At 62.9% G+C, this 24935-nt stretch carries 22 protein-coding genes, 1 tRNA gene and 1 other RNA gene; 6 read left to right on the top strand and 18 right to left on the bottom strand.

The genetic code is table 11. The features are described from left to right. Positions 1-30: 30 nt before the first annotated feature. From A9D15_RS06555 to A9D15_RS06570, 4 genes are all read right to left on the bottom strand, one after another. Complete coding sequence (locus tag A9D15_RS06555) at positions 31-501, bottom strand: hypothetical protein (RefSeq protein WP_156521674.1); 471 nt, start codon at positions 499-501, stop codon at positions 31-33. Positions 502-563: 62 nt separating this feature from the next. After that, positions 564-1316, bottom strand: a complete 753-nt coding sequence (locus tag A9D15_RS06560) for a hypothetical protein (protein ID WP_156521675.1) — start codon at positions 1314-1316, stop codon at positions 564-566. A gap of 79 nt (positions 1317-1395) precedes the next feature. Then, a complete protein-coding gene (locus tag A9D15_RS06565; RefSeq protein ID WP_066763225.1) occupies positions 1396-2619 on the bottom strand; it encodes a tyrosine-type recombinase/integrase in 1224 nt (407 codons plus the stop codon). Positions 2620-2815: 196 nt separating this feature from the next. Continuing rightward, positions 2816-2901 (bottom strand) — tRNA-Tyr (locus A9D15_RS06570). 157 nt (positions 2902-3058) lie between these two features. On the opposite strand from A9D15_RS06570, the gene rlmB reads away from it, so the two are divergent. Together rlmB and A9D15_RS06580 are read left to right on the top strand one after the other, a co-directional pair. Beyond that, a complete protein-coding gene (gene rlmB, locus A9D15_RS06575; protein ID WP_066763226.1) occupies positions 3059-3865 on the top strand; it encodes a 23S rRNA (guanosine(2251)-2'-O)-methyltransferase RlmB in 807 nt (268 codons plus the stop codon). 26 nt (positions 3866-3891) lie between these two features. Then, positions 3892-4719, top strand: coding sequence for a hypothetical protein (locus A9D15_RS06580; RefSeq protein ID WP_066763227.1), 828 nt, complete (start codon positions 3892-3894; stop codon positions 4717-4719). A 100-nt stretch (positions 4720-4819) separates the two neighbouring features. Here the strand turns inward: A9D15_RS06580 and A9D15_RS06585 are convergent, their stop codons facing one another. The 5 genes from A9D15_RS06585 to ffs all read right to left on the bottom strand — a co-directional run bounded on the left by A9D15_RS06585 (position 4820) and on the right by ffs (position 10355). Then, positions 4820-5092: an HU family DNA-binding protein gene (locus tag A9D15_RS06585; protein ID WP_066763228.1), complete on the bottom strand. Its 273-nt coding sequence runs from the start codon at positions 5090-5092 to the stop codon at positions 4820-4822. Between the two features lie 282 nt (positions 5093-5374). Continuing rightward, entirely contained in the window at positions 5375-7771 is a 2397-nt protein-coding gene (gene lon, locus A9D15_RS06590) for an endopeptidase La (RefSeq protein ID WP_373283479.1), read from the bottom strand. Positions 7772-7907: 136 nt separating this feature from the next. Continuing rightward, positions 7908-8252 carry a YbaB/EbfC family nucleoid-associated protein gene (locus A9D15_RS06595; protein ID WP_066763230.1) on the bottom strand — a complete coding sequence of 115 codons (345 nt, stop codon included), beginning with the start codon at positions 8250-8252 and terminating at the stop codon, positions 7908-7910. A 56-nt stretch (positions 8253-8308) separates the two neighbouring features. Continuing rightward, positions 8309-10117: a DNA polymerase III subunit gamma/tau gene (locus tag A9D15_RS06600; RefSeq protein ID WP_066763232.1), complete on the bottom strand. Its 1809-nt coding sequence runs from the start codon at positions 10115-10117 to the stop codon at positions 8309-8311. Between the two features lie 143 nt (positions 10118-10260). Further along, positions 10261-10355: signal recognition particle sRNA small type (gene ffs, locus A9D15_RS06605), an RNA gene on the bottom strand. A gap of 135 nt (positions 10356-10490) precedes the next feature. Between ffs and A9D15_RS06610 the strand changes: the two genes are divergently transcribed. Continuing rightward, a complete protein-coding gene (locus tag A9D15_RS06610; RefSeq protein ID WP_156521676.1) occupies positions 10491-11024 on the top strand; it encodes a hypothetical protein in 534 nt (177 codons plus the stop codon). Positions 11025-11039: 15 nt separating this feature from the next. Here A9D15_RS06610 and A9D15_RS06615 read toward each other — a convergent pair whose 3' ends face one another. From A9D15_RS06615 to A9D15_RS06625, 3 genes are all read right to left on the bottom strand, one after another. Continuing rightward, positions 11040-11318 carry an ETC complex I subunit gene (locus A9D15_RS06615; protein ID WP_066763236.1) on the bottom strand — a complete coding sequence of 93 codons (279 nt, stop codon included), beginning with the start codon at positions 11316-11318 and terminating at the stop codon, positions 11040-11042. 110 nt (positions 11319-11428) lie between these two features. Further along, positions 11429-13843 (bottom strand): ATP-dependent helicase HrpB, encoded by a 2415-nt coding sequence (gene hrpB / locus A9D15_RS06620; RefSeq protein WP_066763245.1) that lies wholly within the window; start codon positions 13841-13843, stop codon positions 11429-11431. Between the two features lie 13 nt (positions 13844-13856). Then, entirely contained in the window at positions 13857-14846 is a 990-nt protein-coding gene (locus A9D15_RS06625) for a polyprenyl synthetase family protein (protein WP_172807485.1), read from the bottom strand. A 161-nt stretch (positions 14847-15007) separates the two neighbouring features. On the opposite strand from A9D15_RS06625, the gene A9D15_RS06630 reads away from it, so the two are divergent. Further along, a complete protein-coding gene (locus A9D15_RS06630; protein ID WP_066763248.1) occupies positions 15008-15316 on the top strand; it encodes a chorismate mutase in 309 nt (102 codons plus the stop codon). A gap of 30 nt (positions 15317-15346) precedes the next feature. On the opposite strand, the gene A9D15_RS06635 is transcribed toward A9D15_RS06630, so the two are convergent. The 5 genes from A9D15_RS06635 to A9D15_RS06655 form a co-directional block, all read right to left on the bottom strand. Further along, the gene (locus A9D15_RS06635; RefSeq protein WP_172807477.1) at positions 15347-15784 is read right to left on the bottom strand and encodes a PilZ domain-containing protein; all 438 of its coding nucleotides are present in this window, start codon (positions 15782-15784) and stop codon (positions 15347-15349) included. 100 nt (positions 15785-15884) lie between these two features. Beyond that, complete coding sequence (locus A9D15_RS06640) at positions 15885-17216, bottom strand: sensor histidine kinase (RefSeq protein ID WP_066763251.1); 1332 nt, start codon at positions 17214-17216, stop codon at positions 15885-15887. Positions 17217-17376: 160 nt separating this feature from the next. After that, on the bottom strand, positions 17377-18054 hold the full coding sequence (locus A9D15_RS06645) for a response regulator transcription factor (RefSeq protein ID WP_066763252.1): 678 nt from the start codon (positions 18052-18054) through the stop codon (positions 17377-17379). A 136-nt stretch (positions 18055-18190) separates the two neighbouring features. Further along, on the bottom strand, positions 18191-18499 hold the full coding sequence (locus tag A9D15_RS06650; RefSeq protein ID WP_066763255.1) for a PepSY domain-containing protein: 309 nt from the start codon (positions 18497-18499) through the stop codon (positions 18191-18193). A gap of 94 nt (positions 18500-18593) precedes the next feature. Next, positions 18594-19328, bottom strand: a complete 735-nt coding sequence (locus tag A9D15_RS06655) for an SIMPL domain-containing protein (RefSeq protein ID WP_082924304.1) — start codon at positions 19326-19328, stop codon at positions 18594-18596. A gap of 171 nt (positions 19329-19499) precedes the next feature. Between A9D15_RS06655 and A9D15_RS06660 the strand changes: the two genes are divergently transcribed. Next, positions 19500-21317, top strand: a complete 1818-nt coding sequence (locus A9D15_RS06660; RefSeq protein ID WP_066763258.1) for an ABC-F family ATP-binding cassette domain-containing protein — start codon at positions 19500-19502, stop codon at positions 21315-21317. Between the two features lie 327 nt (positions 21318-21644). Then, positions 21645-22988 (top strand): SGNH/GDSL hydrolase family protein, encoded by a 1344-nt coding sequence (locus A9D15_RS16480; protein ID WP_156521677.1) that lies wholly within the window; start codon positions 21645-21647, stop codon positions 22986-22988. A gap of 19 nt (positions 22989-23007) precedes the next feature. Here A9D15_RS16480 and A9D15_RS06670 read toward each other — a convergent pair whose 3' ends face one another. After that, positions 23008-24819 (bottom strand): DUF885 domain-containing protein, encoded by a 1812-nt coding sequence (locus A9D15_RS06670; RefSeq protein WP_066763262.1) that lies wholly within the window; start codon positions 24817-24819, stop codon positions 23008-23010. Positions 24820-24935 lie beyond the last annotated feature (116 nt).

Raw genomic sequence — 24935 nt, forward strand, 5'->3', positions numbered from 1 at the left:
GCCGTAGAGGAAACCCCGTGCTGCGAACCGTCAATTGCGAGACTTCGTTGGCACAAAAGCGAACTCGGCGCTCAGTGACCCTTCGTACTCCCAACCTATCGGCACAGCAAACGACATACTCTTTCCCTCAAAGTGAAGGCCGTGCCCCTTGCGAGGCCCCTCGAACAGCCAACAAACCCCAACTTTCTCGCCGGTTTCCCCGAACGGTATTCTGCCGAACTCAAGCCAATCACACGGTACGGAAATGCCCCGCTGTTGATCAACCACTGCCACATCGGTGGCTCGCCCCTCTTCGAGAAAAACTAGACCTCGCGATTCAAGCAACTCGATGTAATCTTTAACCTCGCGCGGGCTTAGGAAGCCCGCGCGGGCAATTTTTTCATCGTGACAAAGGGTGGAATTTGGTACGTCGCCAAAAAATGCATCCCGTCCATTAGGATACTTTTCCGCGACCCTATCGAGACGCACAATGACTGAGATGCCTTCGACCAATACTGCCACTTGCTACCTCTTACCTCGATCAGTGCGCAGACCTTCGCGAGCAAACCATAACATGCGAGCTTTCACTTGAGACTTAGCCAGATATCGTGCCACTCGTACCTCGGTCGCTCTGAAAGCCAGTTTATCCATTCGCTCGGACCGCGAAGAAAGTTTTTCCGCCGTTCAAGAGGGAGGATCAACAGGGGTAGGCTGGCGATCAGGACTGCTGCAAACAAAAGGGCTTGCAAACACGGGCGAATGATCCTCCACGCACCTCGACGTATTTTTTCAAAGAGCGGCTGAATGGCGGAATTCAGATACATAGCATTCTGAATTTCTTCGAGAATTTCCTTCCTCTCGTTCGATGACCTTTTGAAGACTTCCATGAACGCCAATTGCTTTGCCATTGTCTTTTTGTCTGTCTCCGAAATCTCGTCGCCCTCAAAAAGAGGCATCGAAAGAAGCCCACTAACTTCCGCTTGCGAAAAGCTCGGCGTCCCGACACCAGGCTGAAAATTCGCTAATAGAAGCGCTCCTGCTGCAAAAACCTCAACCTCGCGCTTGCTCGGATTTGTGGCAATTTCGATGAGATAAGCGTGCAAGATGACATCTTTGTCATACGAGAGCTCAGAGACATCGAAGACTCCGGGACCGTGTTCCTCTAGGTGATCAGAGACCGAGAAAATCACCTTTCTTCGAAAATTGAAGTTTTTTCGGACGAGATCGATGTCTGTGTCAGGCATCATTGTAGAACCCTCCCCAAAAAATGCCGTACTCAACAGACCTCGGAATCCATTGTTATGGCTCGGGCGTCCTTCGTTGGGTGCTGCGAACATGGCATGTTAGATCAACGACCTTACTGAAATGAAAATTCCGAAATTTCATGGCATCAATTGCTCACGATATGCCCGAATATCATCCGTCGCCAACACCTTCCGGCTCACCTGAGCTGCCAGAAGCGTTTACACCAGCACAATACCTCCCCCAGGCCTCCATCAGTTTCACCCGCGCGCCTGGATTGTCCGGCGTGCCGAGATAGGTGGTGCGGCGATATGCAGCCTGGACCGCATCAGGCGTCTTGTGCGCCAGTGCCGCTTCGACAACCGCATTGGGGAAGCCTTCGTTCGCCGCCCAGTCGGTGAAGCTGGAGCGGAAACCGTGAACGTGGAAAGGCTCCTGCATGTCGCGCATGACCTTGAGCAGTGTCATGTTGGACATCGCCTTGCCGGTCATGCCGGGGAAAACCACTTCGGCTCCCTCCATCTGCATTGCTTCTGCCTTCGCAAGGACCGCCATCGCCGCTTCTGATAGCGGCACGATGTGCGCCCTGCTGCGTTTCATATGCTCGGCTGGGATTGTCCAGAGGCGCTGGTCCAGATCGAATTCGTCCCATCTCGCGAGTCGCACTTCCTGCGAGCGAACGCCGGTCAAAATGAGCAGGTCGAGCGCCAAACGCGAATAGGATGGCTTGCGACGCAGCGCGGTCAGGAATGGTGGAACGGCGACGTATGGCATTGCCTTGCGGTTTGCCGGTTTCTTGATCTGCCTAGGCAGCCCTCGCCCCGCCTTCAGACTGCTGTTGCCCGATGGAGCCTCCGTAGAGCGCCAGCCTTTGGCGTGGGAATAGTCGAGCACCGCGCAAATCCGGTTGCGGACCTGGCGCGCTGTTTCGGGGATTTCCTGCCAGATCGGCGTAAGGACAGAGATGATATCGGCAGCGGTGATCCCGCCAGTCGTCATGTCGCCCAGTTTCGGGAAGGCGTAGTTTTCCAGGCTGGCAAGCCATTGCCGACCATAGACATCGCTCTTCCAGCCAGCTTCGTTTTCTGAATGATATTGGGTCGCGGCTTCGCGGAAGGTGACCTTGGCAGCCTCCTCGTCCTTCCTCTCCGTTAGTACGTCGCGTTTCTCGACCTTCACCGCCTTGCGGAGTTCGGCGGCCTTCGCCCGCGCCTCGGCCAGTGTCACCAGCTTCGGACTACCCAGTCCTATATCCTGACGCTTGCCATCCCGCTGGATTCGCAGGAGCCAATATGCTCCCCCTCTTTTGTCGACTCTGAGGACCAGTCCGTCGCCATCCTGATAGGTGCCCGGATTCGCCAAAGCGGCCTTGACCGCAACCGCCGTGAGTTTGCCCATCGGTTACTCCCACATCTTTGCCGCCATTGTGGGAGAATCCAAGTGTGGGAGGAGGTCACTTTACTCCCACACCCCTCCCACACTACGCTTCGGCTGCAAGCAAACAGAAGCGGTCGAATGCGGACGATGTAGAGCATAATACCCTTGGTTTTCTGCGATTTCTAGGGCTTTTCGGGGATGTCTTGAGAAAGGACGGTGGTGGACAGGGCTGGATTCGAACCAACGTACGCTTGCGCGGGCAGATTTACAGTCTGCTGCCTTTAACCACTCGGCCACCTGTCCACACCGGTGCCGCAAATTGGGGTAAAAACCCCGCTTTGTTCGACAGAACCCGAAGGTCCCGTCCGGCCGAGAGGCGCCCATTTGGCGAAGCGGCGCTTGCCTGTCAATGGGGGTGATCGCTAGAGGCGCGCAAAGATTTAAAAAGGCGAACAATACGATGGCAAAGAAGGGCAAGGAACGCGCACTGCGCGGACGCGCGGGACGCATGCAGGGCGGACGCGGCAGCGGGCGCGCTACCAAGGGCGCCGTGCGGCTGTGGGGCAAGCACGCCGTAACGGCAGCGCTCAACAATCCCGACCGCGAGGTAAAGCGCATTTGGGCTGTTCGCGAGCTTCTGGAAGAGATGGTCGATGCTGGCGAGATCGAAATCCCTGAGGGCGTGCGGGTCGAATACGCCGATGCGCCCGACCTTGCGCGACTCGTATCGCGCGATGCGCCGCACCAGAACATCGTGATCGAATGCGATCCGCTGCCCGAACTCCTGCTTGCCGATCTCGGCGCCCCCCGCCCCGAAGCGCCGATCGTCGTGCTCGACCACGTGACCGATCCGCACAATGTCGGTGCGATCATGCGCTCTGCCGCGGCATTCGGCGCAGCCTGCATCGTGACGCAGGATCGCCATGCCCCGCCCGAATCGGGCGTCCTGGCAAAATCTGCGTCCGGCGCATTGGAAACCCTGCCCTGGATCCGTGTCGTGAACCTGTCGCGCGCGCTGGAGGAAATGGCAGAGGCCGGATACTGGCGCATCGGGCTTGATGGCGACGGCGAAGTCACTCTGGCAGAGGCGTTGCCCACCGGCCCCGTTGCTTTCGTGCTGGGCGCGGAAGGTGATGGGCTGCGATACCAGGTCGGCCAGCACTGCGACCAGATCGCCCGCCTTCCCATCGAAGCGGCGGTCGAAAGCCTCAACGTCTCGAACGCGGCGGCCATCGCCCTTTACGCCTGTGCAACCCGCAGCCAGTAAGGAGGCGGGATAGACAGGAGGGATACATGGGAAAACTGTTTACGCCGCGCACGCTTGCCGCGGCGGGCGTTGCGGCCTCGTCGCTGCTTCTTTCAGGCTGCCTTCTGACGCCGGGGGCCTTTACCTCGGAACTGACGCTGTCGAAGGGCGGGGCCTTCACGTTCACTTATGACGGCGAGATCGCCGCAATGGGGCTTTCCGACCTCGCCCGCATGGGTTCGAACAAGGAATTCGCGGCCGAGTGCTACGACGACGACTTCGAAGAAACCGAATGCACGGCTGCGGAAACCGCCGAGCAGAAGGCAGAGTGGGAGGCCGAGCAGGCCAAGGACAAGGCCGAGAAGGAACAGTTCGTCCAGATGATGGGCGGGCTCGACCCCGCCGATCCGGAAAGCGCGCAGAAGCTGGCGGATTCGCTGTCGAAGCAGGCCGGTTTCCGCAGCGTTTCGCACAAGGGCAACGGGGTCTATGACGTCGACTTCGCGGTCAGCGGGCAGATGACGCACGGCTTCGTCTTCCCGATGGTCGAGAAGATGCCCACGATGTCGCCTTTCGTTGTCGCGATCCCGCGCGGCGACGGCAGCATCCGGATCGAGGCACCGGGATTTGGCGGCAACGATTCGATGGTCGACCCGAGCCTGGCGATGATGATGGGCATGGCCTCGAAGCAGGCCGGCGGCGACGCGCCCAAGGCCGTCCTGCCCGACGGCACTTTCACCATCCGCACCGATGGCCGGATCCTTGCCAACAACACTGACGATGGCCCGGCAGAGGCCGGCGGCATGCAGGTGCTGCGCTGGGAAGTCACTTCTGGCAGCAAGATCGCACCTACGGCGCTCATCGCGCTCGACTGATTGCAGTCGGCATACCGGCAAAGAAAAAGCCGCGCGGGAGATGATCCCGCGCGGCTTTTTCTTTTTGCGACCCCGTTGTCAGGGGTTCGAAAGACGCGTCTTAGTTGACGGCGTCCTTCAGGCCCTTGCCGGCCTTAAACTTCGGCTGGGTGGAGGCCTTGATCGTCATCGGTTCGCCGGTGCGCGGGTTGCGACCGGTCGACGCCTTGCGCTTCGCGACCGAGAACGTGCCGAAGCCAACGAGGCGGACTTCGTCACCCTTTGCAAGGGCGGCGGTGATGGCATCGAACACACCTTCGACAGCCTTCGTCGCGTCGTTGCGCGAAAGGCCGCTGGTTTCCGCGACGGTCCCGATGAGTTCGTTCTTGTTCATTTGGTAAAGACCCCCTTTTGGTTCTTCGTTTTAAAATTCGTGGGAGGCGATTGCGGAGTGAATCTCCGCACGCCGATCGCGTTGAGCGAATGCGCGGGAATGGAGCGACTTTTTACATTCGTGTCAAAGCCAAATAGGCTCGGAAACGGGCAAATTCCGCCATTTTTTCGATGAAATGAGGTTAACGGCCCGTCATCCGACTGACATGCAGATCCATGGTGCACTGCAGCATGCTTTTTGTTGCACCTGCAACCGCATCGGCCGCAGGGTACAACAACAGAATCAATGTGCAGTCGGCGCGACCGGACCTCCGCCGTGGACAGGCGCAGGCTGGCTCGCGATGTCGTCCTCATCGCTCCACTCGATGGGGTGGAGCGGTTCGGAAAGAGCGCGAGCCAGAACCTCGTCGACGTGACTGACGGGTATTATCTCCAGACGCTCGACGATGTTGGCCGGAATTTCGACGAGATCCTTCTCGTTCTCTTCCGGAATCAGCACCGTCTTGATGCCGCCACGCAGCGCGGCGAGCAGCTTTTCCTTCAACCCGCCAATGGCGAGAATACGGCCGCGCAGCGTGACTTCGCCCGTCATCGCAGTGTCGGCGCGGACCGGAATGCCCGTCAGTGTCGAGACGATGGACGTCACCATGCCGATGCCCGCGCTGGGGCCGTCCTTCGGAACGGCTCCTTCGGGCAAGTGAATGTGAATGTCCTTGCGGTGGAAGATCGACGGCTTGATGCCGTAAGCAGGCGCACGCGCCTTCACGAAAGAGAACGCGGCCTGAATGCTCTCGTTCATGACCTCGCCCAGCTTGCCCGTCGTGCGGACCTGTCCCTTGCCCGGCACCGTCACGCTTTCGATCGTCAGCAGTTCGCCGCCCACTTCGGTCCAAGCCAGGCCCGTGACCGCGCCGACCTGGTTCTCGTCGTCGCTCATCCCGTGCTTGAACTTGCGCACGCCCGCAAAATCGCCAAGGTTCTCGGGCGTGATCGTGACGGTCTGCACTTCGCCTTCGAGGATTTTGCGCAAGGACTTGCGGGCCAGACGCGCAATCTCACGTTCCAGCGTGCGGACGCCGGCTTCGCGGGTATAGTAGCGAATGAGGTCGCGAAGCGCGGGTTCGGTCAGTTCAAACTCGCCCTTCTTCAGTCCGTGCAGTTCAACCTGCTTGTCGACGAGATGGCGCTGCGCGATCTCGACCTTTTCATCCTCGGTGTAACCTTCGAGTCGAATGATCTCCATACGGTCCAGCAACGGCTGCGGCAGGTTCAGCGAGTTCGCCGTGCAGACGAACATGATATCCGACAGATCGTAGTCGATCTCGAGGTAATGATCCTGGAACTTCGCGTTCTGTTCAGGGTCCAGCACTTCGAGCAGGGCCGAGGCCGGATCGCCGCGGAAGTCCTGACCGAGCTTGTCGATCTCGTCCAGAAGGAACAGCGGATTGTTCGTGCCCGCCTTCTTCAGGTTGGACACGATCTTGCCCGGCAGCGAACCGATGTAGGTGCGGCGGTGGCCACGGATCTCGGCCTCGTCACGCACGCCGCCCAGCGACTGGCGCACGAATTCGCGGCCCGTTGCCTTCGCGATCGACTGGCCGAGTGAAGTCTTGCCGACACCAGGAGGGCCGACGAGGCACAGGATCGGACCTTTCAGCTTCTTCGTGCGCGCCTGCACCGCCAGATATTCGACGATGCGGTCCTTGACCTTGTCGAGAGCATAGTGATCGGCGTCGAGCACTTCCTGCGCCGTGCCGATGTCCTTCTTCAGGCGGCTCTTCTTGCCCCAGGGCAGGCCGAGCAGCACATCGAGGTAGTTGCGGATGACGGTCGCTTCGGCCGACATCGGCTGCATCGACTTCAGCTTCTTCAGTTCTGCATCGGCCTTGGCGCGTGCTTCCTTCGAAAGCTTCGTGCCTTCGATCTTGGCAGCCAGTTCGGCGATTTCGTCGCCGCCTTCATCGCCGCCGCCCAGTTCCGACTGGATCGCCTTCAGCTGTTCGTTGAGGTAATATTCGCGCTGCGTCTTTTCCATCTGGCGCTTCACGCGCCCGCGGATGCGGCGTTCGACCTGCAGCACGCCCAGTTCGCCTTCCATGAAGGAAAGCGCCATTTCCAGCCGTTTCACCGGGTCCCGCTCGGTCAGCATCGCCTGCTTGTCGGAGACCTTCGCCGCGATGTTCGAGGCGACGGCATCGGCAAGGCGCGAGGCATCGTCGATCTCGCCAAGCTGTTCGCCCGCGTCCGCCGACAGCTTCTTGTTGAGCTTGGCGTAGTCGTTGAACTGTTCCAGCACCTGCCGCATCAGGGCCGAAACTTCGGTCCCGCTGGCGGTGATTTCATCCAGCAGCTCAACCTTGCCGGTCAGCAAGGCGGCATTGTCGTCCAGTTCGATGAGACGCGCACGCTGCTGCCCTTCGACCAGTACGCGCACGGTGCCGTCAGGAAGTTTCAGAAGTTGCAGGACACTGGCTACGACGCCGATGTCGTACATATCGTCCGCGCCCGGATCGTCACAGCCCGGATCGAGCTGCGAGACAAGCATTATGTCCTTGTCGCCGGCCATCGCCGCCTCGAGCGCGGCAACCGACTTGTCACGCCCCACGAAAAGCGGGACGACCATGCCCGGAAACACGACAATGTCGCGCAGGGGCAGCAGGGGAAATTCGTTCATCGACATAGAGTCCGTCCGAAAGATACGATCACATGCCATCCATCATAGGATGGTCTGCGCGAACCGGTTTCGCCCTTCTCGCGCCGTTTCCCCCGATATGGGGTTTTTCCGCCCGACGACAAGCAAACTGACACGTCTTCGATCAGAGGCCCAGCTTCGAAAGGTCGAAACCGGGGGGAAGTCCGGAATTCTGCTGAACCTTGGCCATTTCCTCGCCCGCCTTCTGGTCGGCCCGCTGGCGCGCATCGTTGAAAGCCGCGGTGATAAGGTCTTCCAGCATCTGTTTTTCAGACAGGACCATCAGGCTGTCGTCGATCGACACGCCGAGGATGCGGCCCTTGGCGGTGCAGCGAATCTTGACCATGCCGCCACCCGACTGGCCTTCGACCTCGATCGCGTCGAGAGTCGCCTGCGCATCGTTCATCTGTTTCTGGATCGTCTGGGCCGCCTGTTGTGCAGCCTGGATCATCTCTTCCATCGATTTCATCGGTCTTTGTCCTTTCCTAGCCGCCTTCGCCCCAACTCATGGGGCACCGGTCGACATCAGGCCCTACGCTGGTCCCGCTCATGCTCGAGCAGCTTGGCGTCGGGAAAATTTTCCATCGCGGCCTTCACCATCGGCGAATTACGGACAATTTCCGCTTCCGCCTCTGCCTCGGCCTTGCGGCGTTCGGTGATCGTGGGCGTGCCTTCCTGGTCAGGCGCGGCCCTGTCGACCTGCCAACGTTCGCCGGTTGCGCGGTAGAGCGCATCGCGAAGGTCGGCGGCCGGATCGTCGGTGAAACCGGGTGCCAGTTGGTAAGTCAGGCGCCCCGGCGCAAGATCCACGACGCGGATCCAGTCGGTCATGATCTGGCCGACCTGCAAGCGCCCCGCCGCCTCGACCTGCGCGATCAGGCGGTCCCAGTCGGGCGCAGGGCCGGACGGGACTTGCGCGACCGACGCGGCATCGCCCGAGGGCGCATCGCCGGCAGGGGCTGACGGCGCAGGCGGATTGGCGGCGAGTTCGTCCAGCTTGCGAAGCAGCGATCCGGGATCGGGCATGTCTGATGCGTGCAGCACGCGAAGCAGCGCCATCTGCGCGGCCACGATCGGTTCGGGCGCGCTACGCACTTCCTCGTGTCCCTTCAGCAACAATTGCCACATCCGGTGGACCTGCGCCGGACCCAACTTCTGCGCCCAGCCGGTCAGTTCCTCGCGCTCTTCGGCGCTCGGCCCGTCGGCTTGACCCTTGCCGAGTTGTGTCAGCGCAATACGATGAACGAGGTCCATTTGCCCGCGCATGACCGCGATGGGTTCCACGCCCAGCGAATACTGCCGGTCAAGAACGTCGAGCAACTCGGGGCCGTTACCCGTCAGGATTGCGGAAAGCAGGCGGCGCTGCACGCCCTTGTCGGCAAGGCCAAGCATGTCGCGGACCTGTTCGGCGGTGACGTGCGTGCCTTCGCCCTCACTCGCCATGTCGGCATGGGCAATGGCCTGGTCGAGGATGGAAAGGCCGTCGCGCACGGACCCTTCGGCGGCCGAGGCGACCATGGCCAGCGCCTCGTCCTCTGCCGTCACGCCTTCTGCGTCGCAGACCCTGGCGAAGTGTTCGCGCAGCATCGGCGCGGTGATGCGGCGAAGGTCGAACCGCTGACAGCGCGAGAGGACCGTGACCGGCAGCTTGTCCACCTCTGTCGTCGCGAAGAGGAACTTCACATGCGCGGGCGGCTCCTCAAGCGTCTTGAGCAGCGCGTTGAACGCGTTGCGCGACAGCATGTGGACTTCGTCGATGATGTAGATCTTGTAGCGGGCCGAGACCGCGGCATAGCGCACTGCCTCGATGATTTCGCGCACATCGTCGACGCCGGTGTGGCTTGCCGCGTCCATCTCGATCACGTCGATATGGCGGCCTTCGGCGATGGCGCGGCACGGTTCGCACACGCCGCAAGGATCGATCGTCGGGCCGCCCTGCCCGTCCGGGCCGATGCAGTTCAGCGCCTTGGCGATGAGGCGCGCGGTAGAGGTCTTGCCGACCCCGCGAACGCCGGTCATCAGGAAGGCATGGGCAAGCCGGTCGCGCTTGATCGCGTTGGCCAGCGTCTGGACCATCGCGTCCTGCCCGATCAGCTGATCGAAAGTCTGCGGACGATACTTGCGCGCCAGCACGCGATAGGGCTGCGCCGCAGGAGCGGGAGCCGCGACTGAGGGCGGTCTGACAGCCGCTGATTCGGGCGGTGCACCAGGCGTCACAGGGGCCGGATCGCCAAAAAGGTCGTTCTGACCAGCCGCCTCCAGCTCTGCCGCGCTGGGTTTCGGGTCTTCGCCTTCAGGCTCTTCGGAGCCGAAAATGTCGGGTGAATCGGACATTGGCAGTCAATCTAGGCACGCATGACGCCGGTGTCGAACCGTCAGGCGGGTTCAATCCGCCGAAAGTTGTGAAAGGTTTCGCCGCTGGCCGCAAACGCACAGCCCCGCAAAAGCGCGGGTCCGCAACAGAACGGTGATGTGATGAAAAAGGAGCCGGGCGACCCGCTGCCATCCGTTATGGCTGCTTCCTTCCGGACCTGACCAGGTTGGCGGACGCGAACGTCCACCCGACTCCCGGTGGGCGATATGGCGATCTTCCCACGCGAACGCAAGTCCAAGATCGGAACAGAAAGGCCGCGATATGGTTACCTTGATTGGGGCTGGTTTCGGTGCGTGGTAACACGTTGCCATGGACAGAAAGGTTAATTCGCCGATGCGTACCCGCCTCTTCACCGCACCGATCGCTGCCGCTGCAATTGCGGCGCTTGCTCTGCCCGCGCCCGTCATGGCGACCCCCGAATCGGAGCTTACCATGTCGATCGGCAGTTTCGAGGGTATCGATTTCGGCGACGACGCCGGCGAATTCGCCCGTGACGGAGAGTGCGACGACCTGCGTTTCGACGGCGAAGGCATGACACAAACGCCGCTTCTGGCCGAAGACCTCTATCACGACGCCAGCGACTGCCGCGCCGCGTTTAACGCCAACAAAATCACGCTCAGTCCGATGTTCATGCGCCTGTCGGGTGCGGCAGAGATCATCTGGGGCGACGATTCGGGCGATTTCTCGCGTGATGGCGAATGCGACGATATGCGCTTCGAGGGCCCGGGGATGACGTTCACACCACTGATCGCCGAAGATATAGGCCGCGATGCCAGCGATTGCCGCGCCGCCTTTCAGAAAGGCAAGATCACCTGGCGCGTAGGCCCGGTCGGCCGGCTCGACCAGGAACCGGCTTCTTTCAGCTAATCAGGTAATCCGCGCTTAGCGGAAGTTGTCGGCGTAGGCCTGGATCTTCAGCCGGCGCGGCGGCGTCGGAACGACGTGCGCCTCGATCCCGTACTTTTCCGCATAGGCGACAGCCGCGTCACAGTCGGGGAACTTGAGCTGTACCTGCTGCTGCGTGTCGCCCGAACCTGCCCAGCCCATCAACGGATCGGGCTTCTTCGCTTCTGCCGGAACGAAATCGAGCACCCATTCGCCCGTGCGCGCACGGCCGGACTGCATGGCATTCTTCGGACGCTGATAGATACGAGCGGGCATGACGTTCCTTTTTGGGTCGGCCTTCGTGGGTCGGCTGTCCGGCGACCGTTATGCGATTCGCCTGCGCGGCTCAAGCAGGGACATGAGCCAATTCAGCGGTTGCGCCCAAATCAGCGGTTGAAGGCATTCTTGGTTTTGAGGCTGGGCTTTTCCTCCCACGGCCGGTCGGGCCAGCGGTGCTTGGGATAGCGGCCCTTCATGTCCTTGGCGACATCGGCCCAGCTTCCGCGCCAGAAACCGGGCAAGTCGCGCGTCGCCTGTATCGGGCGGCCAGCAGGACTGGTGAGGTTGAGCAGCAGCGGCGTATTGCCGATCATCGGATGGCTATCCAGCCCGAACAGCGCCTGCACCCGCACTTCGACCGAAGGCGCATTCTCTCCGGCATAGTCGACGGCATGGCGCGTGCCTGCAGGGCTCTCGAATTCGCGCGGGGCCAGCGTGTCGAGCCTCTGACGCGTGTTCCAGCCGACCCGCGCCAGCAGCGCGTCGGTCAGCGGCCCCTTCGCCAGATCGAGATCGCGCCGCCCGTGCAGAAGCGGAAGCAACCATTCCTCCGCACTCTCGGCAAGCGTTTCGGGCGCAAGCTCTGCGATGCCGAGATGCGCGGCGCGGGCGATCAGCGTTTTCGGCAGAATAGCCTCGATCCGCTCGACCGCCTTTTCGAGCAGCACTCCCGCCACCGCGTCGGGATCGGGCTTCGGATCCGGCCCGCTCGCCAGCGTGATCGCGCCCAGTCGCCTTTGCAGCCGCGCCTCGACACGCCGTTCGGCAGCGTTCCAGTTCAGGACCGAGCGTCGTTCGATCCGGTCCGCGAAGGCGGCTTCGACTTCCGCCGTGGTCAGGGCCGCTGCCGCCGTGATGCGCGCGCCTTTCGCCTGACCTTGCGCATCGCCGATGGCGAGCCATTCCTCGCGCGCCAATGGCGACGCGGGATCGAGCGTGAAACCGCGCCCCGAAGCCGAAAGCCAGTTCTCGCCGCTGGCATCGCGGCGGCGCGCGACGTTTCCGGGGATCGCCTGGGCGAGGAACAGCGCAGGATTGCCGCCCGCCGCCTGGCCTGAAACCAGCTTCTCCGCGCGCTTCGCCCAGCCATCGGCAAGCCGCCGCGCCGCATCGGCCCGGCGCCCGCGTTCACCTTCGAGGCGCGAGAGGCGTTGCAACAAGTCCTCTCCCCGCCCGCCAAGGCCGCGTTCCTGCAGCAGCAGCGCCATGCGCGCGGCATCGCGGGCCTGCCCCGCCTCCGCCCCGAACAGGACCATCGCGGCATGGACCGGATCCATGGGCAGTTCCGAAAGCTTCCCGCCGAAATCGGTGATGTGGCCCGCATCGTCTAGGGCCCCCATCGCCATCAACCGTTCCCGAGCACCCGCCAGGGCCGGCGCGGGCGGAGGGTCCAGCCATGGCAGGCGTGTCGGATCGGCCTCGCCCCAACGGGCGAGCGAGAGTGTCAGCGGGGCGAGGTCGGCAGTCTCGATTTCAGGCGCGTCGAATTCGGGGCGCCCTGCGTGGGCCGCCTCTTCCCACAGGCGATAGGCAACGCCCGGCCCCTGCCGCGCGGCGCGGCCCGCTCGCTGGGCGGCGGCGGCGCGGCTGGCGCGGCGGGTGACGAGGTGGCTGGTGCCGGCGGCGATGTCGAACTCGGCGCTGCGCGAAAAGCCCGCATCGACGACGACCGACACGCCGTCCAGTGTCAGTGACGTTTCCGCGATTGCAGTGGCGAGCACGATGCGGCGGCGGCCATCGGGATTGCGCCGTATGGCCAGCCTCTGGGCAGCGGGTTCGACCTGTCCGTGAAGCGGCAGGATCGGCACATCGGGCAGGCGCTGTTCAAGCCGTTCGCGCACGCGCTCGATCTCGCCCACGCCGGGCAGGAAGGCGAGGATGTCGCCATCTTCCTCGCGCCATGCGGTCAGGACTGCGCTGGCCACTTCCTCGTCCACCCGTTTTTCCGCGCGCGCGCCGAGCCATTCGATCCGCAGCGGCCAGGCCTTTCCCTCGCTCTCGATTACCGGAGCATCGTCACCCAGAAGGCGCGAGAAACGCGCGCCGTCGATGGTCGCGCTCATGACGAGAATGCGCAGGTCTTCGCGCAGGACCGAACGGCTTTCGATGGCGAGCGCAAGGCCGAGATCGCTGTCGAGATGGCGTTCGTGCGCTTCGTCGAACAGAACTGCGCTCACGCCCGGAAGATCGGGATCGGCGACGATGCGGTTAACGAAGATGGCCTCCGTCATCACGACGATCCGCGTGTCCTTGCCGACGCGCGTGTCCATGCGGGTGGCATAGCCAATAGTCTCGCCCGCCTTTTCGCCCAGCGTTTCGGCCATGCGTTCGGCGGCGGCGCGGGCAGCGACGCGGCGGGGGCTGAGCAGGAGGACCTGCCCCTCGCACCAGTCCTCACCGATCAGCGCAGGCGCGACGGCAGTGGTCTTGCCCGCACCGGGCGGCGCGATCAGGACAGCGCCGGTGCCCTTGCCCAGCGCGGCGAGAAGGTCGGGAAGGACGGCTTCGACCGGAAGGGTCATGGACCCGGCCGGATCAGAAGCGGCGGGAAACCGCGAACTGCGCCGCTTCGATCATCGCGGCGCGAGCCTCGTTCGCCGGAAAGCCGGAGATCGAATCGATGGCGCGGTTGGCAAAGTGCTTCGCCCGTTCGCGCGTGTCTGCCACGGTGCCGTGCTTCGCGATCAGCGACGTGGCGTGGGCCAGATCCTCGTCCGAGGTGCGGCGCCCCTGCATCGCGTCCTGCCAGAACTGGCGTTCCTCGGCACTGCCGCGCGCATAGGCGAGGATGACAGGCAGCGTCATCTTGCCGTCGCGGAAGTCGTCGCCCTTGTCCTTGCCGCTTTCGGTAACTTCGGAATCATAGTCGATGGCATCGTCGACAAGCTGGAAGGCGATTCCGAGGTTGCGACCGTAATCGTCCAGTTTCTGTTCAATCGCCGGATCGCGCTCGGCGACGACCGCAGATATGCGGCAGGCGGCGGCGAACAGCGCGGCGGTCTTGGCGCCGATGATCGACAGGTACTGGTCCTCGCTCGTTTCGACGCGGCGCTGGGCCGTCAACTGATCGACCTCGCCCTCGGCGATAATCGCGCTGGCGCCCGACAGGATCTTCAGGACCTTAAGGCTGCCGTCCTCGACCATCAGCTCGAAAGAACGGCTGAACAGGAAGTCGCCGACCAGAACGGCCGCAGGATTGCCGAAAATGATGTTCGCGGCCTGCTTGCCGCGGCGCATGTCCGAACCGTCGACGACGTCGTCGTGCAGCAGCGTGGCCGTGTGGATGAACTCTACCGCAGCCGCGAGCTTGTGATGACGATTGCCTTCATATTCGAGCAGCGCCGCGCTGGCCAAGGTCAGCATCGGGCGCATCCGCTTGCCGCCGCCGGCGATCAGGTGTCCGGCAAGTGCCGGGATCAAAGGGATTTTCGACTGCATGCGATCGAGGATGATCTGGTTCACGCAGTTCATGCCGTCCGCCGTCAGGGCCAGGACAGGTGCCAGCGAAGGCTCGCTACGGGGCATCGTATGTACGGTCGCACTCACGGGCGTCCGTTTGGGCGCTGCAGCGCGGAATGGCAAGAGCTTTGGGCCAGATCCGTTGTGTGCCACAGCGTTTCGCCCGTTGTGCCTTGCACCGTTTTGTTTTGCCTCTGACCGCTACGCTTTGCTAGGGGCCTGCCCCCATGAGCGGATCGAACGAACAGCAAGGCGCGCCGGACAAGGTCCTGGCCGGTTTTCGCAAGAGCATCGACAATATCGATGCCGCGCTGGTCCACATCCTTGCCGAACGCTTCCGCATCACCAAGGCCGTGGGCGAATACAAGGCGCAGACCGAACTGCCGCCTGCCGATCCCGACCGCGAGAAGAACCAGATCGCCCGCCTGCGCAAGCTGGCAGAGGACGCCGATCTTGATCCGGAATTCTCGGAGAAGTTCCTGCGCTTCATCATCGATGAAGTCATCCGCCACCATGAAAAAGCACGCGGTCAGTAACTTCGGCAGGCTGGGCGAAAGCCGCCAAGATCAGCCGTTCAGGACGGCCTGAACGCTGTAGAAAATTACCACTACTAAGGCGAGAAACAGGCACAACGCGACGAGCGAGCGCGTGTCGTCGCGTTCGCTGCGCACTTCGCGAATCGGACGACGTTGCACTTCGACCGGACGGGTCTGCATCGACCGGGTCCGGCGCGCGGCATCGTCCACCACCGACACCGGGATCGGTGCGAAGAAGCGGCAACCGTATTCGTCGGCGTCATGCCACATGACTTCGGCTGACGTCGAACCGATCGTCGGCAGGTCCACCTGAACCGTATCGCCAACGCGCAACGCGCGCGGGCTGGAAAGCATCATTCCGGAAGTCGAGAGGTTGATGAGCGTAAGCGGGTAGTCCCCGACCGCATCATGCGTGACGAGGCGGACTGAAACGCGGTCAGCGCGACGTTGTTCGTCAAGCTTCGCCATTGCCATGCCCATCGGTTCAACCCCTGTATCTTAGCGGTTCGTCGCAGACATTTCTATCGTGGAAACAGTTAACGAGGTGTTGAGACCTCGCTTTCCCACCTCATTTGTCATTGATTAGAGCGCGCGGCAGGCGAAGTTCGACAAGAAGTCCGCCCAGATCCTCGCTTTCGCCCAGCGCGACGGTACCGCCGTATATCTCGACGACGTCGCGAACGATCGCAAGGCCGAGCCCCGTGCCTGGTTTTCCGGTATCGAGTCGCGCGCCGCGATCGAAGATGCGCTGGCGATCCGCCTCGGGGATGCCGCGGCCGTCATCCTCGATCCAGACGACGCAAGTGCGGGCATTGTCTGGTTCGGCGTCGACCGTCACGAAGACACTGCCGCCGCCGTACTTGGCCGCGTTTTCGATACAGTTGCCAAGGATCTCGTCGAGGTCCTGCCGTTCGATCGAGACGATCGTCTCCCCTTCCGCGCCGCCTGCTATATCGAAGCGGACGTGCTGGTAGAGGCGCGACACCGCACGCTCGACCGCTTCTGCCGCTTCGCGCACGTCGGCGCGGGCAAGACCCGTGGCGCGGCGGCCTACGGCCCGGGCGCGGGCAAGGTGGTGGTCGACCTGCCGCCGCATCGTTGCCGCCTCGCGCTGGACCAGTTCGTCGAGATCGGGCGCGTGCGCGGCGGCGGCATTATTGAGAACCGTGAGCGGCGTCTTCAATGCGTGCGCGAGATTGCCGGCATGGGCGCGGGCTTCCTCGGCCTGACGCTCCGAATGGGCGAGGAGCGCGTTCAGTTCTTCCACCATCGGCTGAACCTCCAGCGGCAAGGGTTCGGTCACGCGGCTTTCACCCGTCACGCGGATGCGCTGGATCGCGCGCCGCACACCGCGCAGCGGCGATAGGCCGAGCCACGTCTGGAGCCCTGCCATCATGATCAGGCCGCCCGCCAGCACGATGAAACTGTAGAACAGGATCGACCGGAATCGCGCGATCTGGGCGTTCAATTCCTCACGGCTGGCAGCGACGACGAACCACCATGTCGTATCGCTGCCGGGCAGCATGATCGGCCGCTGCATCACGCGCAGCGGTTCGCCGGTGAACTGGACGCTGTCGAAGACCATCGGTTCGAGGTGACCGCTGGGGCGCACTTCGAGCGTTCGGTCCCATAGCGAGCGCGAGGGGAAATCCTCGTGCCCCTCACCCGTGATCTGCCAATAAAGTCCCGAGTTCGGTTCGAGGAAACGCTGGTCGCCCAGCGGGCGCGAGAAGAAGACCTCGCCGTCCGGGCCGATTTCCGCCGAGGCGACCATCGCCGTAAGCATGTATTCGAGCTGTTCGTCGAAGTTGCGGGTGATGAGACCCGAGAGCGTTCGATCAAGCGCCACGCCGCCGATCAGGAGCAGGAACACGATCCAGCCGATCGCGATCAGCATCATGCGCCGTGACAGCGATCCGGTGTGCCCTGCATTCAGGATACGCTCCGGCCGTACCAGTCGCCGCGCGACCTTCAGGCGGTACTTGCCTACGGCAGAACCCGGGCCCGATTCCCCCGCTGCCGAAGACGGCGCACCAGCGCCGCCCTCGCCTGGCAGGCGATCAGCCGCGGGGCTGGTCGGCGGGATCGTCGAGGCTGTATCCGAGGCCACGTATCGTCGTAATCACGTCGGCACCCAACTTTTTGCGGATGCGGGTGACGAACACCTCGATGGTGTTCGAATCGCGATCGAAATCCTGGTCGTAGATGTGTTCGATCAATTCGGTCCGGCTGACCACCTTGCCCTTGTGGTGCATCAGGTAGCTCAGCAGCTTGTATTCCTGTGCCGTCAGCTTGACCGGCTCTCCCTTCAACGTGACGCGGCCCGAGCGCGTATCGAGCCGCACGTCGCCTGCGGTCAGCTCGCTACTGGCGTTGCCGGTCGCACGGCGGATCAGCGCGCGCAGGCGGGCGATCAGTTCCTCGGTCTGGAAAGGCTTTGCCAGATAGTCATCGGCCCCGGCATCGAGGCCCGCGACCTTGTCCGACCAGCTGTCACGCGCGGTCAGCACCAGCACCGGAAAATTACGCCCCTCGCGCCGCCACATGCCCAGTACGGTCAAACCGTCGATCTCGGGCAGGCCGAGGTCGAGCACCACGGCGTCATATTCTTCCGTCGAACCCATGAAGTGACCGTCCTCACCGTCGACGGACAGGTCGACGGCATAGCCGTTCTGCTCCAGCGTGGTCTTGAGCTGGTTGCCCAGGGTGGGCTCGTCTTCGACGATCAGGATACGCATGTGCTCTCCGCATCAACGGGCATAGTGCCCCGCTTGTTCATGTAGATGAACAGATGGGAGCAAGAAAAGGTCCGCGCAAGATGAACGGATTTGGATTCGAGCAGGCGAAAAGAAAGGGGCACGCCCAGGCGGCCCCTCACTTCATGACGTTGATGATGCGGCCCGTCCGTGCGTCCACGTCGACAAAAACGACGCGGCCGTCCTTGATGAACTTCAGGCGGTAGGTGTTAGCCACGAACTCGTCCATGCCGAGATAGTCCATGCCGCGCATCTGCGGCAGGACCCGGTTCTCGATCTGGCGAAGCGTCTGGACGTTGCCCGCACGCAGTTCGCGGCGCGCCTCACCCTGCCCGTCCCGGCGACCCTGCGCCGACGCCGGGACCACCATGGCAAGACATGAAAGCGAGGCCAGCGAGAGCCCGACAAGGCGTGTGAAACGGTTCATCGTGGGCACTGTGCCTATCCCCATGGCATTGAACAAGGCGTGAATGTGGTATTCGTGCTGCGGAAAGCAGGGAAGTGTTGCCGCTTGGCGACAGTCACTTCACCAGTTCGAACTTCATCGTCAGGCCCACGGTCGTCGCCACCTGTCCGGGCCGGGTCGGCGTCATCGGCGGGGGCGGCGGCGCGGACGCGGTCTGGATCGCCATCGCCCGCTCGTACATCGGCTGGGAGTAGCCCATCGATTCCTCGATCGCGAGCAGGCGGATGTCGCTGTAACCGGCCATACGCGCATATTCGCGGGCCTGCGCCATCGCGGTATCGAACGCGCCCTTGCGCGCCTCTGCCTTGCGCGATGTATCGTCGATAACGCCCCACGTAGGACCGTTGAGGTTGTTCGCGCCCGATGCAACGAGAGCGTCGAGCACCGGCCCCACCCGCTCCAGATCGCGCAGTTCGATGCTGACCGTATTTGTCGCATCGTAGCCAAGGAAGCGCGGCTGCTGCGAGGCGTTGTTGTACTGGTACTGCGGGTTCAGCGTGATGCCGCTGGTCTGGACCCGGCTGTCCGGCACGCCCAACGCCTTCAGCTTCTTCAGCACCGCGTCCATCTGGGCAGCATTCGCCTGCATCGCGGCAACCGCGGTCTGGGCGCGTGTCGTTACCCCTGCGCCAACCATCGCCTTGTCCGGATCGCCCACGACCTGCTGGCTCACCTGCAGTTCGACGACGGGGCCGGTCGCCTCGATATCGACTTCGGCGGCAAGTGCGGGGGTTGCTGCCATTGCCACAGCGGCAAGAGCGACGGATGGCATGGTGATAATATCGCGCATGGGGTTACTCCTCTAATCCCTTCCCATCTCAACCCGCCCCGAATGCCGCTTGTTCCCTGAACCATCGCTTGCGGCCTCGTTCACCCGCCGCGAACTTTCGATGCCGCGATTTCGCAAGGCGCCGGATGAAGGCTTTCATCCCGCTCGAAATCGCTTTAGTCGCCACGCAACATGGCACAACCTCCGATCCTTTCATGGGAAGGCCTAGGCCTGCAGCAGGGTGGCGGCTGGCTGTTCGGCGGCCCCGACAGCCCTACCGCGTCCGGTGGCCTCGACCTCCACATCGGTCCGCGCGACCGGCTGGCGCTCATCGGGCGCAACGGCGCAGGCAAAACGACACTCCTGAAGCTGATCGGCAACGAGATCGAGGCCGACCGCGGCAAACGTTCGATCCAGCCCGGCGTGAAGGTCGTCATGCTGGAACAGGAACCCGACGTCGCGAAATACGACACGCTGATGGACTACGCTCTGGCGGGCAAGGACGCGCCGGAGCAGTACGAGGTGGAAGCAATCGCCGGACAGCTCGGCATCGACATGACCCGCAACGCCAAAAGCGCCAGCGGCGGCGAACGTCGCCGCGCCGCGATTGCGCGGGCGCTGGCGATGGAGCCCGACCTGCTGCTGCTGGACGAGCCGACCAACCACCTCGACCTTGGTGCAATCGACTGGCTGGAATCGTGGCTCAACCGCTTCAACGGCGCATTCGTAGTCATCAGCCACGACCGTACTTTCCTCACCCGCCTGACCAATGCGACGCTCTGGCTCGATCGCGGAAACTTGCGCCGCCGGGAAATCGGCTTTGGCGGGTACGAGGCATGGGAAGAGCAGGTCTATGCCGAGGAAGCGCGGGCGGCGGAAAAGCTGGACGCAAGGTTGAAGCTGGAGAACCATTGGCTGCAACGCGGCGTCACCGCGCGGCGCAAACGCAACATGGGCCGGCTTGAAAAGCTCCACGAAATGCGCGCCCAGCGTGCCGCGATGTTGAGCCCGCAAGGCACGGCGAAGATGGCGGTCGTGGCCGACGACACCAAGACCAAGTCGGTCATCACGGCAGAGCATGTCACCAAGTCTTTTGGCGACCGCACGATCATCAAGGACTTCAACCTCCGCATCCAGCGGCAGGACCGCATCGGCATCGTCGGGGCCAATGGCGCGGGCAAGACCACGCTGCTGAAGATGCTGACGGGCGAGCTTGAGCCGGACAGCGGCACCGTCACGCTGGCCAAGACGCTGAACGGCGTGATGATCGACCAACAGCGCAGCCTGCTGAGCGATGAAAAGCGGATGCGCGACATCCTGGCAGAAGGCGGCGACTGGGTCGACGTGCGCGGGGTTCGCAAGCACGTTCAGGCTTACCTGAAAGACTTCCTGTTCGACCCTTCGCTGGTCGATGCGCGGGTCGGCACGCTGTCGGGCGGCGAACGCTCGCGGCTTCTGCTTGCCCGCGAATTCGCGCGCACCTCGAACCTCTTGGTGCTGGACGAGCCGACCAACGATCTCGACCTCGAAACGCTCGACATGCTGCAGGAAGTCATCGCCGACTATGACGGCACCGTCCTCATCGTCAGCCACGACCGCGACTTCCTCGACCGGACGGTGACGATCACGCTGGGCCTTGATGGCAGCGGCACGGTCGACGTCATCGCGGGCGGCTATGCCGATTGGGAAGCGAAGCGCAAGAAGCCGGCAGGCTCTGCGAAAGAAGCGAAGAAGGCAGCGGCCCCGACTCCCCCTCCCCCGCCGCAGAAAAAAACGAAGCTGTCGTACAAGGACCAGCGCGACTACGACCTGCTGCCCGGCAGGATCGAGGAACTGGAGGCCGCGATTATCGCCGACGAGGAAGCGCTGGCCGATCCCGATCTTTACGCCAGCGACCCTGCGAAGTTCGCGAAGCTGAGCAAAGCGCTGGAAGACAAGCGAACCGAAAAGGACGCCGCCGAAGAACGCTGGCTGGCGCTGGCCGAAGAGGTCGAGGCGCTGGACGGCTGACCTGCCGCCGACATTGCAGTGGGTGACAAAGGTGACACCCTGTCACCCACGGCAGAACGCCGGAAACCCGCAGAATTGCGCGCCTGACGGCCCATGCGGCCAGGGTGACAGGTTGTGCGCAGACATCACGATGGCAAAGAACGGCGCGCATGATGATGGGTGCAGCGCGTGTAGGAAAATGGTTTCGTGGGGCGCACAATATTCGATCTTCCAAAATACAGGACTGTATTTTGGGTGAGACCTTGAAGAAGCCCCCGAGTTGTCATTCATGTGGGCAAAACAAGAGTAAATCTTGCGGACAATTATTTCTGCTTTAATCCGCACCTCATGACTCTGAAATCGCTACAAATTGCAGGCTTTCTGATCCCAGCGGTAACATTGCTGTCTGGTTGCGGGGGAAGTGATGGGAACCCTAGTTCTTCGCCTGCCTCAGTCCCGGCACCAGCACCTACGCCATCGCCAACACCCACGCCAACGCCCACGCCGACAAGCGCGGGCTTTGCAAAGCTGCAGGCATCGCTGTCCGAAGGACGCGCACTGACCGTTGACGCAAGTGCCGGGGCCACCGTTACGACGCTAGCGGGCACTTCATCATTCACTTCTCCGGAAGTCATCGCTTTCGACGACCCGCGAATTCGCTGGCTTGGCGGAAAGTGGATCTCGGGGCCGAACTATCCGTACGATCGGGCGCGCGTTGGCCAATCGACCACGTATCGCGACCCTGCAGACCTGAATGGCGCCGGACTGCCACGTTACCGTGCAGGTGAGAACAACGGTGTCCAATTCGTTCTACCTGCCAACCAGAACGAGTTCGAGGCCGTGCTTCTCGACTCCGGCTCACCGCAGAACATCAATCTCATCGTCGATGGGTTCGCGACGAGTGCATCGGGCTACAGCGGTGAGCAGGTCTTCAACGGCAGCTTCAAGTACACCCGTTTCAGCTTGCCGCCGTCGGGACAGGCGCGGACCGTCACGGTGAATTTCGGCTTCCGTCCGTTTATGGGGCTGAGGCTCCCTTCCGGCGGGACAATCGATGCTGCGCCCACAGCAAACGCCAGCGTCGTTTTCATCGGCGACAGTATTACGGAAGGCGCGGTTTCGACCATGGCTGACATGGCATGGCCGATGCAGGCGGCCTATCGCCTCGGTATTCCCAATTCCATCGTATCCGGCGTTGGCGGTTCCGGTTATCTCAAGCGGTACCCGTCCGACACCGGCTACAACTTCCGCGACCGGATAGACGATGTGCTGACGGCTGTGGACGGCGGTCCGCCGGATGCGGTAATCATCGCAGGCGGCATCAACGACTGCTCAGTCGCCCCCGGCGGACCCTACTCCGCCGACGAGGTCGGTAGTGCCGCCCTGACCTATTTCCGGGAATTGCGTTCGGGTGCGCCCGATATGCCGATCTTCGTGCTTGGCCCGTTTACCGACTACAACCATCCCGATTACTCGCAGACGTTAACTACTTGCCGGGATGCAATTTTTCTGGCCGCAAGTCAGGTGTCCGAGACTCACACCATCGATGTGTCCGACTGGGTGACCAGCGCCAATCGGGATATCATCTTCGACGGAACCAATAATGGTCCCCACCCGATAAATGCCGGACATGCGATCTATGGCCAGCGCGCAGCAGAAGCGATGATCAGGATACTCAACGGCAGAATGTGATCGAGGGGCCGGCTTCCCCTCAAACCCCCAGCCGCGCCTTCTCCGCCGCGATCCACTGGTCGATGCGCTTGTCGAGCAGGGCCAGCGGCATGTCGCCGTCGAGCAGGAGGGTGTGGAAGCGCTTGATGTCGAAGCCTTCGCCCAGCGCCGCCCGCGCCCGTTCGCGGCCTGACAGCCAGGCGTTCTGGCCGATCTTGTAGCTGCACGCCTGCCCCGGCATCGTGATGTAGCGTTCGATCTCGTTGCGGGTCTGGTTGTCGGGATAGCCGACGGTCGATCCGAAATAGTCGATCGCCTTCTCGCGGCTCCACCGTTTGGAATGAAGCCCCGTATCGGTCACCAGCCGCGCCGCGCGGTAGAGCCATGACTGCAGCGCGCCTGCCCGTTCCAGCCCGTCGTACATGCCCAGTTCGTCGGCAAGGATCTCGCTGTAGAGTGCCCAGCCTTCGGAATAGGCCCCGATGTACTGGTTGCGCAGCAGGAGGTGCAGGTCGTCGTTTCCGGTCAGCAGGCCGGTCTGCAAATGGTGCCCCGGCAGCCCCTCGTGGAAGATGATCGCGGGCAGCGTGTAACGCGGCCAGTCGTTCATGTCGTAGAGGTTGAGGAAGAACGTGCCCGGACGCGTCCCGTCTGGCGAGGGCGACTGGTAATAGGCGGTCGACGCGCCGACCTCGATCGCCACCGGCACGCGCTGCACTTCCAGTGCCTGCGGCGGAAGCTGCGCGAAGGCGGGGCTGACCTGCTCCCAGCTCTTCTCGACCCGACCGGCGAGCCAATCGATGATTTCCTCGCGTCCCGCCGCGCTGTCCTCGAACAACTGGTCGGGCCGTTTGTTCAGCGCCATCAGCCGCTCACCCACCGTGCCGCCAGTCATGCCTGCGGCGGAAAGCTCGGTGTCGAGCTGGGCGAGCAGGTCGGCCACCTGCTCAAGCCCGATCTCGTGGATCTCGTCCGCGCCGAGGTTCGTCGTCGTGTAATGGGCCAGCGCATCGGCATAGAGCGCATCGCCATCGGGCACCCGCCATACCCCGTCGCCTGCGCGGGTGCGCGGCAGCAGGTTGTCGACCAGCGCCTTCTGACGCGAGAGCGCGGGATAGACCGCGCCTTCGAGGATTTGCGCCGCCCGCGCGGCCCAGTCGCCCGCGATGCCCTTGTCCGCCGCGCGCCTGGCCAGCGACTGCACCATCAGCGCATCGGCCGGCTTTGTCGCCAGCATCTCGCCCAGCGAGTTCGAGACGTGGGTCAGCGACCAGTCGGGCGCAGAAAACCCGCGCGCCGCCTCGCTGCGCTGAAGCTCGGTCTCGTTGTCGAGCGCGTAGGCAAAGCTGTCGAGGCGGGCGAGATAAGCCTCGGCATCATCGGCCGTCTCGACCGGATGCACGCTGTCGAGGAAGTCGGGCACCGACCCGTAAAGCCCGTCCTGCTGCGTCAGGACATAGGGGGTGCCGAGGTGCGACAAGCCATGTTTCCGGGCGTGCAATCTCGAATCGATGTCGAATGCGACGATGCCGGCATGGACTTGGATAAGGTCGGATAGGGAAGACGTATCGACCTTCGCCAGCTCGCTCTTCATCCGCTCGGCATGGCTCCACCCCGCGACGCGGCCCGCCATGCCCCCGCTCGCCAGTTGCGAGCGCGCCCAGCCATAGGCGCCCGTGTCGAGCCCCATGTAGGTAAGTACGGTCGGGTCCAGCCGGAAATCGCCCCATAGAACCTTGTCCATCACCGCGTCGAGCGACGCGGCAGCGCCGTCCTGCGCGCGAACGGATACGGGAACCGCGGACAGCACGGCACCTGCCGCTCCGTAACGGAGAAATTGCCTGCGCTTCATGGATGTTCTCGTGCCTTCCGGTTGCATCGGCAACCATTTGCAGAAAGGCACCTGTCGCTCAAGCGACCTTCTCTTTACGCCAGTTCCTTAAGGCACTTGCATCTCTTAGTCTGGCA

Source organism: Croceicoccus pelagius (assembly GCF_001661915.1).
In the GTDB taxonomy this organism is placed as follows: Bacteria; Pseudomonadota; Alphaproteobacteria; order Sphingomonadales; family Sphingomonadaceae; genus Croceicoccus; species Croceicoccus pelagius.

What these genes read in the sequence shown, in the direction of transcription:
- A9D15_RS06560 (WP_156521675.1), bottom strand. Translation starts at nt 1,316, where the DNA reads ATGTTCGCAGCACCCAACGAAGGACGCCCGAGCCATAACAATGGATTC.
- A9D15_RS06650 (WP_066763255.1), bottom strand. Translation starts at nt 18,499, where the DNA reads ATGAACCGTTTCACACGCCTTGTCGGGCTCTCGCTGGCCTCGCTTTCA.
- A9D15_RS06660 (WP_066763258.1), top strand. Translation starts at nt 19,500, where the DNA reads ATGGCACAACCTCCGATCCTTTCATGGGAAGGCCTAGGCCTGCAGCAG.
- rlmB (WP_066763226.1), top strand. Translation starts at nt 3,059, where the DNA reads ATGGCAAAGAAGGGCAAGGAACGCGCACTGCGCGGACGCGCGGGACGC.
- A9D15_RS06670 (WP_066763262.1), bottom strand. Translation starts at nt 24,819, where the DNA reads ATGAAGCGCAGGCAATTTCTCCGTTACGGAGCGGCAGGTGCCGTGCTG.
- A9D15_RS06645 (WP_066763252.1), bottom strand. Translation starts at nt 18,054, where the DNA reads ATGCGTATCCTGATCGTCGAAGACGAGCCCACCCTGGGCAACCAGCTC.
- hrpB (WP_066763245.1), bottom strand. Translation starts at nt 13,843, where the DNA reads ATGACCCTTCCGGTCGAAGCCGTCCTTCCCGACCTTCTCGCCGCGCTG.
- lon (WP_373283479.1), bottom strand. Translation starts at nt 7,771, where the DNA reads ATGTCGATGAACGAATTTCCCCTGCTGCCCCTGCGCGACATTGTCGTG.
- A9D15_RS06610 (WP_156521676.1), top strand. Translation starts at nt 10,491, where the DNA reads ATGCGTACCCGCCTCTTCACCGCACCGATCGCTGCCGCTGCAATTGCG.
- A9D15_RS06635 (WP_172807477.1), bottom strand. Translation starts at nt 15,784, where the DNA reads ATGGCGAAGCTTGACGAACAACGTCGCGCTGACCGCGTTTCAGTCCGC.
- A9D15_RS06625 (WP_172807485.1), bottom strand. Translation starts at nt 14,846, where the DNA reads ATGCCCCGTAGCGAGCCTTCGCTGGCACCTGTCCTGGCCCTGACGGCG.
- A9D15_RS06630 (WP_066763248.1), top strand. Translation starts at nt 15,008, where the DNA reads ATGAGCGGATCGAACGAACAGCAAGGCGCGCCGGACAAGGTCCTGGCC.
- A9D15_RS06655 (WP_082924304.1), bottom strand. Translation starts at nt 19,328, where the DNA reads ATGCGCGATATTATCACCATGCCATCCGTCGCTCTTGCCGCTGTGGCA.
- A9D15_RS06615 (WP_066763236.1), bottom strand. Translation starts at nt 11,318, where the DNA reads ATGCCCGCTCGTATCTATCAGCGTCCGAAGAATGCCATGCAGTCCGGC.
- A9D15_RS06600 (WP_066763232.1), bottom strand. Translation starts at nt 10,117, where the DNA reads ATGTCCGATTCACCCGACATTTTCGGCTCCGAAGAGCCTGAAGGCGAA.
- A9D15_RS06565 (WP_066763225.1), bottom strand. Translation starts at nt 2,619, where the DNA reads ATGGGCAAACTCACGGCGGTTGCGGTCAAGGCCGCTTTGGCGAATCCG.
- A9D15_RS06595 (WP_066763230.1), bottom strand. Translation starts at nt 8,252, where the DNA reads ATGAAATCGATGGAAGAGATGATCCAGGCTGCACAACAGGCGGCCCAG.
- A9D15_RS06580 (WP_066763227.1), top strand. Translation starts at nt 3,892, where the DNA reads ATGGGAAAACTGTTTACGCCGCGCACGCTTGCCGCGGCGGGCGTTGCG.
- A9D15_RS06585 (WP_066763228.1), bottom strand. Translation starts at nt 5,092, where the DNA reads ATGAACAAGAACGAACTCATCGGGACCGTCGCGGAAACCAGCGGCCTT.
- A9D15_RS16480 (WP_156521677.1), top strand. Translation starts at nt 21,645, where the DNA reads ATGACTCTGAAATCGCTACAAATTGCAGGCTTTCTGATCCCAGCGGTA.
- A9D15_RS06640 (WP_066763251.1), bottom strand. Translation starts at nt 17,216, where the DNA reads ATGATGCTGATCGCGATCGGCTGGATCGTGTTCCTGCTCCTGATCGGC.